We start from the raw sequence: 15,019 nt of genomic DNA on the forward strand, positions 1-15,019 counted from the left end.
TCCTCTTGGTCGAAGACGATGTCGGCATCGGACGTTTTATCAGCCATGGTCTCAGGGCTCGCGGCCTTTCCGTACAGTGGGAACGCGTGGGTAGTCGGGTGCAAAACCTGGCAGCCTCCGGTCGCTTCAATGCCATCATTCTCGATCTCCTGTTACCCGACAGCGACGGGCTCGATCTCTGCCGTGCAATCCGCAAGGCGGAACTCGGCATTCCCATCCTGGTTCTGACCGCTCGAACCGGCCTCGATGACAGGCTTGACGGCTTCTCGGCCGGAGCGGACGACTATCTTGGCAAACCATTTGCGTTCCTTGAGCTGGTAGCCAGAGTGAAAGCCCTTCTCGCACGCGACCAGCTGCGTAAGCCGGATCCCGTCGTGATCGGCCCGCTCCGTATCGATGCCGACGTCGACGTCGCAACATGGGATGGAAGAACGATCGAGCTAGGGGGGCGCAGCTTCGCCATGCTGTTGGCGCTCGCCCGGGCGCGCGGCGGCGTAATAAGTCGAGACGAACTGCTGGACGAAATTTGGGGCGAATCTATCGTTACCGATAACGCCTTGGACGCTTGTGCCAGTGCGCTTCGCCGGAGCCTGTCGGCGGTCACCAACCGTGCGATCGTCGCGGCTAAGCGGCGGGAAGGCTATTCTTTGCACATTGCAGATGCCGGGACCGACGGTGGAGAGTCATAGAATCAGTCGAAGGCCGGAGTAATACGACCTCGCCGGACCGCGCAGGCGCGGGCATGAGTGTTGGCTTTCTCCTACGGCCTTGGGGATGGCCGCTACGATCGCGACAACAACCAACCAGTACTTCTGCTGCTGCGCGCTGTTCGCCGATGCAGTGACCGCGGTGATGCCGCGCGCCGCGGCCTCGAGCTGCTGCTGCGCATTGTCCCATGCGCGGTGGTCATCCTGGCGCACGCTCTTGCCCGCCGCCTCAATCTGACCAGCGATCAACTGCGGCGACAGGGCCAGCGCCGGGCGATCTTTCATCGCCGCGATTTCCTTGGCGATCGCGTCGCAGCGATCATGGATGCGTCCAAGCTCCGGGCTATAGTCGCGCGCATGGAGCTCCTGCTGGCGCGCGGCAAAGCCATCGACGGAAGCCGTCAGGCCGGCAAGCCGCTGTCCCATCGCATCGAACGCCTGATCGGCGGAGAGGATGTCGGGGGGTGTGTCCTGTGTCATGGGGCAACCCTAAAGTCCAAGTCCGCGCGAACGCGAGGGGACGAGCCACTGCTGGAGATCCTGAGACAGCGGTTTCTTGCTCATGGCGTCCAGACCGAGCTGGGCGCGGCGATTCTGGAGCAGCGACTCGAGCTGCGGGTCGCGGTGCAGGCTCCTGGCCATATCCCCAAGCTGCTTGCCGGCCCGCTCAGCGCCGACATGATCATGGGCGCGTTTATGCTGCTGGAGCCGTTTCGCGGCTCCCTGCCATTCGGCAACGAACCGGTCGGCGCGGGCCTGCGTATCGATGCGAAGCGCCCGCTCGGCGCGCATCGCCTGAACCGCCCGCTCGGTACGGCCGCTCGCCGCCTCGGCGGTGAGCGCCGGGTCCCTCGCGATCGCGGCGCCAAGATCGCGCGCACCGTCGGGCCGAACCCCGTCGAGTTCCCTTGCCGCCCTGGCCATCGCATCCTTCTGATGGATGGCGACACGCTCGTCCCAATAGCGTCCGCGATTGTAAATTCCGCGGATCACGTTTGCATCGGCATGCGCGAGCGAACGCTCGATCGCATCGGAATGCCACTTTCCGCTTTCGTTGAGCAGCGTGGAAGCCGTCGTTCTGAGGCCGTGCGCCGTCACTTCACCCGTGGCATATCCCATCCTACGGAAGGCTTGGTTCATCGTGTTCTCGCTCATGGGCCGACGCGAGGTGTGGAAGGCGGGGAAGACAAAACCCTTGGGACCGGTCAGGTCGTACAGAGTCCTAAGGTAGTTAAGCACCTGCCGCGATAACGGCACGGCATGGGGCCGCCGCATTTTCATGCGCTCCAGCGGCACGGTCCAAACAGCTTTGTCGAAGTCGATCTCGCCCCACAACGCCTGTCGCAGTTCGCCCGGCCGCGCCATTACATGTGGCGCGATCTGGCAGGCGAGGCGGGTGATGGCATTGCCGGGATAGCTGTCGATCGCGCGGAGGAGTCCCCCTACCGCGCCAGGTTCGAGCAACGCCGCATGGTGCGTCACGCGAGGCGTAATTAGTGCCCCCTGCAGGACTGCAGTTGGATCAGACTCGCCCCTGCCCGTTGCCACAGCGTAGCGAAAGATGCGGCTGGCGAATGATCGCGCGCGGCGCGCGGTCTCGTGCTTTCCGCGCGCCTCGATCCTCTTTAATGCTGCAAGTATCTCGATCGGTTTAATGTCGGCTACCGGCATGCCCGCAATGGGCTTGAGCTGATCCAAAAGCCAAATGGCTTTTGTCGTGGTTGCCTCAGCGCGGCCCTCCGCAACCGTCTTTTCGATATATTCCTTCGCAAGATCACCGAAGGTGTTTGCGGCCTTGAATTGCGCGACGAGCTTATCGCGCTTGCGATCGGCAAGCGGGTCGATGCCATCGCGTAGTTTTCGCCGCGCATCATCCCGCAGTTGCCTCGCCTCCGCCAGCCGCGCTTCGGGATAAGCACCCAAGGCGATCCGGTTCGTCTTTCCGAGAAAGCGATATTTAAACCGCCAAAGCTTCGCCCCACTCGGTCGCACTTCCAAATAAAGGCCCCTCCCGTCGGTCCGGCTGTAGGGTCTACTTTTGGCCTTCAACGACCGGATCATAACATCAGTAAGAGACATCGACTCAACTCCTGCAAGCAGGCCTTGGCCAGCGTCGGATCATCGACACGACATCTCGGAGATGAATGGGGCCACCGGAAATTGATGTTGGGGCCATCGCCCTATCCGGTGGCCCCATTTCCACTGAGATCGAGTGAAATATTCTCGGACGTCAAAAGACAAGACCAAGGAGAAAATGGCAGATTTCCGCCGTTTTGTCGATGGCGGTGGGTCGTCATGAGAACGGAAAGTGGTGCCCCTGGCCGGACTCGAACCAGCACTCCTTGCGGAACTCGATTTTGAGTCGAGCGCGTCTACCAATTTCACCACAGGGGCCCATGATCATGGGGCGCCGGACAGCGCGGCGCTTCCCCTAGGGCGAAGCGCCGCATCTTGCCAAGCTATTTCTTGAGCTCTTTCGCCAGCGTCTTTGCAGTCGCCTTGCCATAGGGCGGCTTGAAGCCCGCCAATCCCGCAACGTCGAGCTTCGGCTGGCGATAGACCGCGCGCGCATGGCTGAAGGTGCGGAATCCGTCGACCCCGTGATAATTGCCCATGCCCGACGGTCCGACCCCGCCGAAGGGCAGATCCTCCATCGCGTTATGGAAAAGCACGTCGTTGACCGTGACGCCGCCCGAGATCGTCCGCGTCAGCACGCGATCTTCCTCGCTCTTGTCCTGACCGAAATAATAAAGGCCGAGCGGGCGGTCGTTCGCGTTCACATAATCGATCGCGTCGTCGATGCTCTTGTAGGTTTTCACCGGCAGGATGGGGCCGAAGATTTCCTCCTGCATCACTTTCATGTCGTCGGTCGGGTTGCGCACGATGTGGAGCGGCATCTTGTGGCCGTTCGAGCTTGCAAAATCCTCACCGCCCGGATTGACCTCGATCACCTCGGCGCCCTTCTCGCGTGCATCGGCGAGATAGCTCTGAAGCCGGTCGTAATTGCGCGTGTTCACAACCGACGTGTAGTCGTCATTCGCCAGCAACGTCGGGTACAGCGCGGTCGCGCCCTTGGTTACGCTGTCGATCACCGCGCCTTCCTGGTCCTCGGCGACGAGCAGATAGTCGGGCGCGAGGCAGATCTGCCCCGCATTCATCATCTTACCGAGCGCGACGCGCTGGCCGACGAGATCCTTGTTTGCGCTGCGTCCGATGAAGGTGGGCGACTTGCCCCCGAGTTCGAGCGTGACAGGCACGAGATTATCGGCCGCCGCACGCATGATATGCTTGCCGACGCTGGTCGCGCCGGTGAAGATCATATGGTCGAAAGCAAGCTTCGAGAACGCGACGCCAACGTCGGAATCGCCCGTGAACACCGCCATTTCGCTTTCGTCGAAATAGTCGGGCACCAGCCGCGCCATCAGCGCCGAGACATTTTCGGTGAATTCCGACGGTTTGATCATCGCGCGGTTGCCCGCTGCCAGAATGCCCGCCATCGGCACAAAGACCATTCCGACGGGAAAATTCCAAGGGCTCACCACCCCTACGACACCCTTCGGCTGGTACACGACTTCGGCCTTCGCGCCGAGCAGGCCGAGCGGGAAGGTCGGCTTGCGCTTCTCGCCCTTCGACCACGCGGCCATATGTTTTTTCGCGTGTTTCAGGGCGCTCACCGACGGCATGATGTCGGTCATCAGCGTCTGTTCGCGGCTGCGATGGCCGAAATCCTCGCTCACCGCCTTTGCGAAGTCCTCGCTATGATCGACGAGCAGCGCGATCGCGCGGTCGATGCGGTCGGTGCGGACGCTCAGGCTTTCGGGCATGGCAGCGGTAAAGCTCGCCTTCTGCGCCGCGAGCACTTCGTGCATGCGCGCCGTTTCGCCGGCAATATCCTGCTTGATCGCGGTAGCCATGACCCATCTCCCCTAAAGCTGTGCGGGCGACGTTTGATCATGCCGCGCGTCGGGTTGCAAGGTGAAACGGATCGATCGATCTTCCGTTGGCGGCACAATGGTTATCCCCGGGCTGGCAAGTCGGGCGCTAGAAGCAAAGCGCGTCGCCGCCATAGGCCCGCACATTGCGGATCGTCCCGTCGGAATTGACGAACCAATTTATCTTGAACTCTTTTCCGCATTTGCTGTCGAGTATCTCGAGCAACGCCGACCGGCGTTCGGTGCCCCCTTCCGTAATTTCGAATTTCTCGGCGACCAGCCATTTGCGCAGGGCAGCCTCATCGCTTCCTTCGGGAAAGGCGCGGTGGAACTCGGTCGCGGCATAGGGGTCGTCGAGCGATGCATTCTTCAAAAGCCCGGGTGGTTTGGGTGCAACCTGGTCGATCAGCGCGACGGTCAGTGGCTCGCGGAAGGCCATGACGCCCGCGGCAGCCATCGCAAGAACCGCAATCACATAGACCAATGTTCTCAGCATGGTAGCCGACCTCCCTGTTGCGCCCGCGCTTCTAGATACCCACTGTTGAGGATTTCCTAATCGGCTGCCTCATGGCCAGGCGGCCGCGCGACCGCCCGCCGTCGACCGTCGAATAGGCACGCCCCCTTTCGCAAGTGCAGCAAAGACGCTAAGCGACCCGCCGACGTATCTTTCCCCTACGGAGTCTCTCGATATGACCGCCACCGATCCCGTCGTTTTCCTTTCCTACGCGCGCACCCCGATGGGCAGCATGCAGGGTAGCCTGTCGGACGCGAGCGCGACCGATCTCGGCGCGACCGCGGTCAAGGCAGCGGTCGAGCGCGCCGGCGTGTCGGGCGACGACATCGAGCGCATCTATATGGGCTGCGTGCTTCCCGCCGGCCTCGGCCAGGCACCCGCGCGCCAGGCCGCGATCAAGGCGGGCCTGCCCAAGTCGGTGCAGGCGACGACCGTCAACAAGGTGTGCGGTTCGGGTATGCAGACCGTGATCATGGGCGCCGAAGCGCTCGCCGCGGGCAGCGTCGACCTGGTCGTCGCGGGCGGCATGGAGTCGATGACCAACGCGCCGTACCTTCTGAAGAAGCACCGCTCGGGCGCGCGCATCGGGCACGACACCGCCTATGATCATATGTTCCTCGACGGTCTGGAAGATGCCTATGAAGCCGGCCGCGCGATGGGCACCTTTGCTCAGGATACCGCCGATGCGTACCAGCTCAGCCGCCAGTCGCAGGACGATTATTCGATCGAATCGCTGAGCCGCGCCAAGGCCGCGATCGCTGCTGGCGCCTTCGCCAGTGAAATCGCTCCGGTCACCATCTCGGGCCGCAAGGGCGACGTGGTCGTCGACACCGACGAAGCCCCCGGCAAGGGCATGCCCGACAAGATCCCGACGCTGAAGCCCGCCTTCGCGAAGGACGGCACGATCACCGCGGCGACCAGCTCGTCGATTTCGGACGGCGCGGCCGCCGTAGTACTGACGCGCCAGTCGGTTGCCGACGCCAAGGGCGCCAAGCCCGTGGCTAAGCTCGTCGCGCACGCTGCGCACGCACAGGAACCGAAGGACTTCACCGTCGCGCCCGTCGGGGCGATCAACAAGCTGCTCGCGAAGACCGGCTGGGCGATCGGCGACGTCGACCTGTTCGAAGTCAATGAAGCCTTCGCCTGCGTCGCGATGTTTGCGATGCACGACCTCGGCATCCCGCACGAGAAGATCAACGTCCATGGCGGCGCAACCGCGCTCGGCCACCCTATCGGCGCCAGCGGCACGCGCATCATCACCACGCTGATCGCGGCGCTCCAGCGCCACGGCAAGACGCGCGGAATCGCGAGCCTGTGCATCGGCGGCGGCGAAGCGACGGCAGTTGCGGTCGAACTGGTCTGAACCGCCCATTTTCGAAAAGTTCCACGGCGCCGTCGCAAGACGGCGCCGTTTCGTCGCCTAGCCGCGACAATTTGCGACACTAATGTCCTGAAAATAAACGGCGCATTCCGGCTCCGTTCAAATCGAATCGCCTATTCCATATTTGTCATCGGGCAGATCCCCTCCCCCTGACCGATTGAAAAGGAATGGCACAATGAAGAGCAAATTTCTCACCGCCGGCCTGATCGCCGCGATGATGATCCCGGCCGCCGCGCAGGCACAGAACCGCGAGATCCGCAACGATCGCAAGGAATTGCGCGAGGAACAGCGCGACCTGCGGAATGCGCAACGCTATGGCGACCGCGGCGACGTTCGCGATGCCCGCCGCGACGTGCGCGATGCCCGTCAGGATCTGCGCGAAAGCCAGCGCGACTGGCGCCGCGACACGCGCTACCAGAATTATCGCGCGCCGTTCAAATATCAGTCGTTCCGCGTCGGCTCGACCCTACGTTCGAACTATTATGCGCCCAGCTATCGCCCGGCATGGGACAGCCGCTGGGGCGTGCCGCGCGCGGGCCGCAACCTGACCTACGTCCGCCACTATAACGACCTGCTGCTCGTCAACGAGCGTAACGGCCGGGTGGTGAAGGTATACCGCAACCACTTCAACTGGCGCCGCTAAACGATAATATCCTTTCGTTTCAAAGAGGGTCGATGGGCAACCATCGGCCCTTTTTCGTGGCGCGATTGTCGTTGCTGGAAACGCGCGGAAAGCATAGCCTGCGCCCATTCCTGTTGGGAGAAATCGACATGAAAAAGCTCGTTCTTCTTGCCGCGCTGACCGCGCTGTCAGCCTGTTCGCAAAAAGCCCAAGAGTCGAAGGATACCGCCGCCGCGCCGACCGAAACGGCCGCCCCCGCCCCGGCAGCCAATCCGGGCACCGCGCCGGGCAGCTATGACGTCAAAATGGCCGATGGGACGATGGCTTCGACGGTCATCAACGCCGATGGCACCTATGTCGACACCGACGCGGCAGGCAAGACCGTCAATAAAGGCAAGTTCACGCACAAGGACGGCAAGGACTGTTTCGACCCCGACGGCGATGAGGCCGAAGTGTGTTGGAGCCTGTCGCCCGTCGCCGCGGATGGCAGCTTCACCGCCACCGCGCCCGACCAAATGGCCGTGACGGTTACGCCCAAAAAGAGCTGATCAAGCGGCGGATTCAGGACCGGCCGATATTGGAAGCGCGATCAGTCGCCCCAGATATGGTCGGTCTGGATCCAGCCCTTGCGACCCTTGACGTCGAACAGGCACCAGCCGTTCTTGCAATCGGTGATCCGGCCGACGACGCCGGGCTCGGCGCGATAGGCAACCGCCGCTGACGCGCTCGCATCCTCACGCATCGGACGGATTTCGCCGGTGACGATCGCGGTGCGCGTCCGGCTAAGAAGCCGGGCCGCCATCCAGCCTTGCGTGCCATCGGGGTCTTCGATCTTGCGCCAGGTTTCAAAGCGCGCGACGACCTTTACCGGCAGGTCCTTGCGCCGATATTCCCACGTCACAGGGACATCGGGCGACGGCCCTTTGCGCATCCGCGCTTCGTCGACGTTGATCGACGCCCAATAAGGCAATTCGACATCGGATTGTGCGGCGGCCGGTCCCACGGTGGCCATCAGCACGGCGGCGATCAAGATATGGCGGCTGGTCATTGCTCTGCCTTGTCAAACTCATACCCGCATTTCAACCGTTCGCCGCGCAAAAGGCTGCGTTCGTCCCCAGCCTTTTTCATCGCGGACGCTCTTGACCGTCCTTGCGCGGCGCGCTCTATCGGCGCCATGCCCGATTCATCCCGTCCCAAACGCCCGCGCGTCATCGTCACCCGCCAACTGATGCCGCATGTCGAAGGCCGCATGGCCGAATTGTTCGATGTCTCTTTGTCAGCACGCGACGAAGCCTTCACCCGGGACCAGTTGAAGGCCGCCGTAGCCGACTGCGACGTCTTCGTACCGACGGTGACCGACGAAATCGATGCGGATATCATCAACTCCGCGGGCGACCGGCTGAAACTGATCGCGAATTTCGGTGCCGGCGTCGATCATATCGACCTCGCCGCCGCGCGGGCAAAAGGCATTATGGTGTCGAATACGCCCGGCGTATTCACCGAAGATACCGCCGACATGACGATGGCGCTGATCCTCAGCGTCCCGCGCCGCCTTGCCGAGGGCGAGAAACTCATGCGCTCGGGCCAATGGGCCGGCTGGGCGCCGAGCGCGATGCTCGGCCACCGCGTCGGCGGCAAATTGCTCGGCATCATCGGCATGGGCCGCATCGGCCTCGCGGTAGCGCGCCGCGCCCGCGCCTTCGGCCTGTCGATCCATTATCACAACCGCCGCCGCCTGCCCGAAGCGCTCGAGGAGGAATCGGGCGCAAGCTATCACGCCAGCGTCGACACGCTGCTGCGGATCAGCGACGTGGTCACGATCCACTGCCCGCACACCAGCGAAACGCACGAGATGGTCAACGCCGCCCGCATCGGCGCGATGAAGCCGACAGCTTACCTCATCAACACCGCACGCGGCGAGATCGTCGACGAAAAGGCGCTGGTCGCGGCGCTTCAGACCGGACGCATCGCCGGCGCCGGGCTCGACGTCTACACCCACGAACCCGCAGTCGACCCCGCGCTGCTCGCGCTCGACAATGTCGTGCTGCTCCCGCACCTCGGCTCGGCAACGATCGAGGGCCGCGAAGCGTCGGGCGAAAAGGTCATCGCCAATATCCGCGCCTGGTGCGACGGCCACCGTCCGCCTGATCAGGTGCTGGAGGGGTGGGCTTAAGCCGAGGCTGGATCAGCCAAAGACGAAAGTCAGAACAGCCACCACCAGCGCCCAGAAGACAAAAGACAGGAAGATAGCTCCAAGCGCATCCTTCGCCTTTTGCGTTTGTCCAATCGACGCAAAAATTATGACGACCGCGATCGTCCCGAGCAATATCGGACCACACAAAATAAACGCGACCCACCCTGCATTGCTGAGTGGCTCTGTCGCGCGTTCATTGTGTTCTTCCCGCCGTCCTTGAGCCGCCTCTGCAATGCTGGCGGCAACAGTTTCCGGCAAGCCTCGACGTTCCAGCTCTGCCTTTGCGGCCTCGAACACGTGAGATTCGAAACCACCCGAATTTTCCGTCGAAACGATCTCTATCAAATCCTCATCAGGCAAGCGAAGTACGCGGCTCGCCGAGCTAACATCGCTCCCCATTCATACCCCGTTAAAGCGATCAATCCCCCGTCAAAATCCGATCCACGAGCTGCTTCACCGTTGGGGTGAAGTTGTTCGAATAAAAGGGATCGGTCTTGAAATTGAACGCGGCATGGCCCGCAAACATCAGATTTTGTTCGACGTCGCCGTCATGCGCGATGTCCTGCAAGGTTTTCTGGATACAGAAACTGCGCGGATCGGCGAGGTAGCCGGTGGTGTAATCGTCATGGTCCTTCCACGACGAAAAACCGCAATGCGACAGACAGCCCATGCAGTCGGTCTGATCCTTGCGGATGATCGCCTTGTCGGCCTCGGTCACGAAGACCACCGTATTGTCGGGGGTCTTCAGCGCTTCGGTATAGCCTTCGGCGAACCAGTCGCGCGCCCGGGCGCGATCGTGCGGCGTGACCCAGAAATTCTTGCCCTTCACCCCGACGTCGAGCTGGACGATGTGATCGCCCGCTTCCTGCTTCGAATAGGGAATCTGGCGCTCCGCGCGCGCTTCGAGGTCGCACAGGAACGGGTTGCGCACCGCGCTCGAATAGAAACCCGTCGGCGAGAAGCGGTGGAGCAGCACGTCGCCGTCGTCGAGGGTGCGCAGACGATCCTTCCACTGCTGGGGGATCGGGCTTTCTTCGGTCAGCAGCGGCCGCGTGCCGTACTGGAAGGCGATCTGGCCGAGTTCGGGATTGTCGATCCAGTTTTCCCAGTCGCGGAGATACCAGACGCCGCCCGCCATCACGATCGGCACGTCGTCGGCGATCCCCTCGGCGCGCATCGTTTCGCGAACCGCGGCAACACGCGGATAGGGATCCTGCGGAACCAGCGGATCCTCGGCGTTCGATAGGCCGTTATGGCCACCGGCAAGCCAGGGATCTTCGTAAACCACGGCGCCCAGCAAATGCGGAACCTTGCTGTAAGCGCGCTTCCATAGCGCGCGGAAAGCGCGCGCCGAGCTGATGATCGGCAAATACAACACATTATGCCGCGCGGCGATTTCACTCAGCTTGTACGGCATGCCCGCGCCGCAAGTGACGCCTGCGACAAGGCCCTTGGTCCGTTCCAGCACGCCTTCGAGAATTTGCTGCGCGCCGCCCATTTCCCAGAGCACATTGATATTGATCGCACCCTTGCCGCCCGACACGTCATAGGCGCGTTGGACCTGCGCGACCGCGCCTTCGATCCCGTACTGGATCAGCTCTTCGTGGCGTTCCTTGCGCGTCAGCGCGCGATAGATTTGCGGAATGATCTTGCCTTCGGCGTCATAGCTGTCGGCGTTTACCGCCGACACGGTGCCGATCCCGCCCGCCGCGGCCCAGGCGCCGCTCGACATATGGTTGGTCGCCGACACGCCCTTACCGCCTTCGACCAGCGGCCAGACTTCACGCCCGCCGTAAAGGATGGGCTTCAAACCTTTGAACACTCTAAACCTTCTCTCTCTCCGCCGCTTCGCGCCCGCGAACCGGCCCCCGTTGCCGCTTGCGTAAGCGGAAATTCGGCCCTCTTGTCAATCGGAGCCGACCCATCCGCCGCTGAATGGCCCATAGCCGCTAAGCGCACGAGCATAGAGCTTTTCATAGGCGGCGACCATATTTGATTCGTCGAACCGTTCGGCCGCGACACGCCGGTTCGCCGCGCCAACCTCGGCGCGCAGCGCGGTGCTGTCGGTCATTTGCGCCAGCGCCGCGCGGAAAGCAGCCTCGTCCGCAGCCACATAGAGCCGGTTCGCATCCGACACCATCGCGGCGACGTCGCCGACAGCGGGGCTGACGACGGGCAGCCCTGCCGCCATCGCCTCGACAACCGCAATTGGCATCTGCTCGCTGCGCGACGACAGGGCGAGCAGGTCGAAATGACCGATCCAACGTGCGGGTTCGGCCATGAAGCCGGGCATGACAAGGCGGTCGGCGAGACCGCACGCGGCCGCTTCGGCCCGGATCGCGTCGCGTTCGGGCCCGTCGCCCACGATCACCAGCCGGACATTTTGCGGCAGCGTCGCAACCGCGCGCACCAGCCTCGGCAAATCCTTCACCTTGCGCAGCCCGGCAACGGTGCCGATCACGACTTCGCCTTCGCGACGCTCAAAGCCGGCGATCGGGACGCTCGGCCCGCTCGCATAAGCCGCGACCTCGATGCCGTTGCGGATCAGGTGAACGCGATCGGCGCGCCACTCTTCCTTTGCAATGCGCTGCAGCGAAGTCGAGGGAACCACCAGACCGAGAGTATGTTTGAGCGCGACGCGGCGGAACAGATTGCGCTTCCAGTTGCGCTTGACGCTCTCGTCCTCGTTAAAGCCATCCTCGTGATGGATCAGGCTCGGCGGCATTTGGTCCCACCAACGATTCCAGTAGAGACGATGGGCCATCACCCCGTCCATCGCGCCCCAATTATAGCTCAGCACCAACTCGAAATTCAGCATATAGCGCATCAGATCGCGATAGCGTCCGGGCGCCGGCTTGCCGTGCAGCGGCGGCGCATCTTTCGGGAAATCGACTTTGATCCCGGGATCGATCGCATCGCGCGCGCCGAGCGCTTCGGGCATCGCCGACAGGATCGTGTGATGCGCCCGGTCGCCCATCAGGTTCATCAACCGGACGGCGCGCGCCTCCTTCCCCCCGAGCGAGAAGCTCGAATGGAGGTGCAGGATGCGAATGGGCCAGGGTGTCTCGGGCTCGTCGTCGCTCACGTTTGCGGAAGCTCCGCGACCCAGGCGTCGATAGCGGCGCGTGCTTCGGTCTCGTCCATCGTCGGCGCATGGCCGACCCCGGGCACCTCGACCAGCCGCGCGCCTGAAAGTTCAGCCACCATTCTCTCACCCGCCGGCCGGGATAATATGTCGGACAGCGCCCCGCGCAGGATCAGCAGCGGAACGTCGCCGAGCGCGCGATATGCGGGCCACAGGTCGACCCCGGCATCGCCGCCATTCGGTACCCGCAGCGGCGCCGCGATCTGCTTGTCATAATCGGTGACGATGCGCCCCTCGGGCGTCAGCCTGTGTGTGCGCTTGGTCAGTCGAAGCCAGTCGTGGATGCCATAGGCCGGATAGACTGAGCCGTTGAGCTCGGCAAAAGCGCGCGCCGCGTGCATCCAGGTCGGCTGACTGCCGCCCGCGCCAATATAATCGCGAATGCGATCAAGCCCCGCCGTTTCGAGTTGGGGTCCGACGTCGTTGAGCACCGCACCGACGAGTCGTCCCGGCATCGTCGCCGCCATCAGCATCGCCACCAGCCCGCCGAGCGAAGTGCCGATCGCTGCAAACTGCGCGATCTCTAACTCGTCGAGCAACGCAACCACGTCCTGCACATAGGTCAGCGGGACATAGGTCATCGGATCCTTGGCATAAGCACTCTCGCCCCGTCCGCGGAACTCGATGACGATAACCTTGCGATATTGCGCCACATGCGGCGCCAGTGCTTCGAAATCGCGCGCATTGCGCGCAAGCCCGGGCATGCACAGCACCGGCGGCGCCTTGGCGCTTCCTTCGGGCCCGGCATAGACGCGCGCATGCAGCCGGACGCCGTCGTGCGACCACCAATATTGGTCCGACCAGTCGCGGCGCCCGTCCTGCTTTACATCCTGCTGGACCAATATGGCACGTCCCCTTGCTCCGTTCCGCGTATCTGCTGCGCGGGACTCATATCCGTCTATCGCCAACCGCGCCGCGCGGCGCAAGCAATCCGTGGCGCCGGCGCGGCGCAGGTTGCCCCTGCCCGCTTTCACCGATAAGACGCGGACGACCATGAGCGAGCCCTTGATTTCCTTCGAACCCGCAACCGGCGAAGAGCTCTGGCGCGGACCGGTCAGCGACGTCGATGCCGAAGTCGAGATTGCCCGCCGCGCCTGGCCCGAATGGGCCGCAAAACCCGTCACTTTCCGCACCGAAACGCTCCGCCGCTTCGTCGACCGTGTGAAGGCCGAGGGCGAGGCGCTCGCGGATCTGATCGCACACGAAACCGGCAAGCCGCTCTGGGAAGCGCGCACTGAAGTCGAATCGGTTGCGAACAAGGTTGATATTTCGGTCAAATCCTATGCCGAGCGAACCCCCAACCGCCGCATCGAGGGTGCGATGGGGCTGCGCAACGCGGTTCGGCACAAGCCGCATGGCGCGCTCGCGGTGCTTGGCCCCTATAATTTCCCGGCCCATCTACCCAATGGCCATATCGTTCCGGCGCTGATCGCCGGGAATTCGGTGCTGTTCAAACCGTCCGAAAAGACCCCCGCCGTCGGCGCGCGGCTCGTCGAACTCTTTCACAGCGCGGGCGTACCGCAAGAGGTGCTTCGCCTCATCGTCGGCGGCCCCGAAACGGGCAAGGCGCTCGCAGGCCACGAAGGCATCGACGGACTGCTTTTCACCGGCTCGGCGCGTACCGGCCTGGCTCTCAATCGCCAGTTCGCAGGCCAGCCGGGCAAGATGCTCGCGCTCGAAATGGGCGGCAACAACCCGATCGTCGTGTGGGACACCGCCGACATCCGTACTGCCGCGATCATCGTCGTCCAGTCGGCCTTCCTCAGCGCCGGACAGCGGTGCAGCAATGCGCGCCGCCTGATCGTCAGGGACAATCTCGCCGACGCGCTGATCGACGAGATTTGCCAGCTCGCCAACCGGCTGATCGTCGACCATCCCCATGCCGACCCGGCGCCCTACATGGGGCCCGTCATCGACAATGAGGCGGCCGACGGCCTGACCGAAAGCTTCCTCGTCCTGATGTCGAATGGCGGCAAGGTGATCCGGCACATGACGCGGCCGATTGCGGGACGCCCCTTCCTGACGCCCGGCATCATCGACGTCACCGCGATGCCCGAACGGCCCGATATCGAGCTATTCGGCCCGCTGCTCCAGGTCATTCGTGTCGACAGCTTCGAGGCGGCAATTGCCGAGGCGAACAACACCTCCTTCGGCCTGTCGGCGTCGCTGATCGGCGGGACGCCGCAGCTTTACGACCAGTTTTGGGCCAATGCGCGCGCCGGTGTCATCAACTGGAACCGGCCGACCAACGGAGCATCTTCGGCTGCACCGTTCGGCGGCATCGGGCTTTCGGGCAATCATCGACCAAGCGCCTTCTATGCCGCCGATTATTGCGCCTATCCGGTGGCATCGGCCGAAAGCGATACGATGCGTGCTTCGATCGGCGTCGGCCTGCGCGATCCCGAAGGGTCGCAACTGGTGACAAAGAAGTATCTTTAGCTGCATTGCGTCATGCCGGACTTGATCCGGCATCCATTGGTCCCCGGATCAAGCCCGGACTGGCGAGGATGACGGTGCAGCAATT

At 63.1% G+C, this 15,019-nt stretch carries 15 protein-coding genes and 1 tRNA gene; 6 read left to right on the forward strand and 10 right to left on the reverse strand.

The features are described from left to right. Positions 1–5 precede the first annotated feature (5 nt). The gene (locus BLW56_RS19000; RefSeq protein ID WP_143043520.1) at positions 6–689 is read left to right on the forward strand and encodes a response regulator transcription factor; all 684 of its coding nucleotides are present in this window, start codon (positions 6–8) and stop codon (positions 687–689) included. On the opposite strand, the gene BLW56_RS19005 is transcribed toward BLW56_RS19000, so the two are convergent. From BLW56_RS19005 to BLW56_RS19025, 5 genes are all read right to left on the reverse strand, one after another. After that, positions 684–1,187, reverse strand: a complete 504-nt coding sequence (locus tag BLW56_RS19005) for a DUF6118 family protein (protein ID WP_093512697.1) — start codon at positions 1,185–1,187, stop codon at positions 684–686. The genes BLW56_RS19000 and BLW56_RS19005 overlap by 6 nt on opposite strands. 9 nt (positions 1,188–1,196) lie before the next feature. Then, complete coding sequence (locus BLW56_RS19010) at positions 1,197–2,768, reverse strand: tyrosine-type recombinase/integrase (RefSeq protein ID WP_256203699.1); 1,572 nt, start codon at positions 2,766–2,768, stop codon at positions 1,197–1,199. A gap of 248 nt (positions 2,769–3,016) precedes the next feature. Beyond that, a tRNA-Leu gene (locus BLW56_RS19015) sits at positions 3,017–3,101 on the reverse strand. A 65-nt stretch (positions 3,102–3,166) separates the two neighbouring features. Next, a complete protein-coding gene (locus tag BLW56_RS19020) occupies positions 3,167–4,621 on the reverse strand; it encodes a coniferyl aldehyde dehydrogenase (protein ID WP_093512701.1) in 1,455 nt (484 codons plus the stop codon). A 127-nt stretch (positions 4,622–4,748) separates the two neighbouring features. Continuing rightward, the gene (locus BLW56_RS19025; protein WP_093512703.1) at positions 4,749–5,135 is read right to left on the reverse strand and encodes a hypothetical protein; all 387 of its coding nucleotides are present in this window, start codon (positions 5,133–5,135) and stop codon (positions 4,749–4,751) included. 193 nt (positions 5,136–5,328) lie between these two features. On the opposite strand from BLW56_RS19025, the gene BLW56_RS19030 reads away from it, so the two are divergent. The 3 genes from BLW56_RS19030 (at position 5,329) to BLW56_RS19040 (ending at position 7,704) form a co-directional block, all read left to right on the forward strand. Continuing rightward, positions 5,329–6,516 (forward strand): acetyl-CoA C-acyltransferase, encoded by a 1,188-nt coding sequence (locus BLW56_RS19030; protein WP_093512705.1) that lies wholly within the window; start codon positions 5,329–5,331, stop codon positions 6,514–6,516. Positions 6,517–6,709: 193 nt separating this feature from the next. Next, on the forward strand, positions 6,710–7,177 hold the full coding sequence (locus tag BLW56_RS19035; protein WP_093512707.1) for a hypothetical protein: 468 nt from the start codon (positions 6,710–6,712) through the stop codon (positions 7,175–7,177). Between the two features lie 128 nt (positions 7,178–7,305). Beyond that, entirely contained in the window at positions 7,306–7,704 is a 399-nt protein-coding gene (locus tag BLW56_RS19040; protein ID WP_143043521.1) for a hypothetical protein, read from the forward strand. Between the two features lie 41 nt (positions 7,705–7,745). Here BLW56_RS19040 and BLW56_RS19045 read toward each other — a convergent pair whose 3' ends face one another. Continuing rightward, positions 7,746–8,204, reverse strand: a complete 459-nt coding sequence (locus tag BLW56_RS19045; protein ID WP_093512711.1) for an SH3 domain-containing protein — start codon at positions 8,202–8,204, stop codon at positions 7,746–7,748. Between the two features lie 126 nt (positions 8,205–8,330). Between BLW56_RS19045 and BLW56_RS19050 the strand changes: the two genes are divergently transcribed. After that, positions 8,331–9,329: a 2-hydroxyacid dehydrogenase gene (locus BLW56_RS19050; RefSeq protein ID WP_093512713.1), complete on the forward strand. Its 999-nt coding sequence runs from the start codon at positions 8,331–8,333 to the stop codon at positions 9,327–9,329. Positions 9,330–9,341: 12 nt separating this feature from the next. On the opposite strand, the gene BLW56_RS19055 is transcribed toward BLW56_RS19050, so the two are convergent. The 4 genes from BLW56_RS19055 to BLW56_RS19070 form a co-directional block, all read right to left on the reverse strand. Beyond that, positions 9,342–9,749, reverse strand: coding sequence for a hypothetical protein (locus BLW56_RS19055; RefSeq protein WP_093512715.1), 408 nt, complete (start codon positions 9,747–9,749; stop codon positions 9,342–9,344). A gap of 19 nt (positions 9,750–9,768) precedes the next feature. Next, positions 9,769–11,172 carry an NAD(P)H-dependent flavin oxidoreductase gene (locus BLW56_RS19060; protein ID WP_093512717.1) on the reverse strand — a complete coding sequence of 468 codons (1,404 nt, stop codon included), beginning with the start codon at positions 11,170–11,172 and terminating at the stop codon, positions 9,769–9,771. 84 nt (positions 11,173–11,256) lie between these two features. Next, positions 11,257–12,435, reverse strand: a complete 1,179-nt coding sequence (locus tag BLW56_RS19065; RefSeq protein ID WP_256203700.1) for a glycosyltransferase — start codon at positions 12,433–12,435, stop codon at positions 11,257–11,259. Next, positions 12,432–13,337, reverse strand: a complete 906-nt coding sequence (locus tag BLW56_RS19070) for an alpha/beta fold hydrolase (RefSeq protein ID WP_093512719.1) — start codon at positions 13,335–13,337, stop codon at positions 12,432–12,434. The genes BLW56_RS19065 and BLW56_RS19070 overlap by 4 nt, the downstream gene beginning before the upstream one ends. Positions 13,338–13,488: 151 nt before the next feature. Between BLW56_RS19070 and astD the strand changes: the two genes are divergently transcribed. Further along, positions 13,489–14,934 (forward strand): succinylglutamate-semialdehyde dehydrogenase, encoded by a 1,446-nt coding sequence (gene astD, locus BLW56_RS19075; protein WP_093512720.1) that lies wholly within the window; start codon positions 13,489–13,491, stop codon positions 14,932–14,934. Positions 14,935–15,019 lie beyond the last annotated feature (85 nt).

It is taken from the genome of Sphingopyxis sp. YR583 (genome assembly GCF_900108295.1).
Lineage (GTDB): Bacteria > Pseudomonadota > Alphaproteobacteria > Sphingomonadales > Sphingomonadaceae > Sphingopyxis.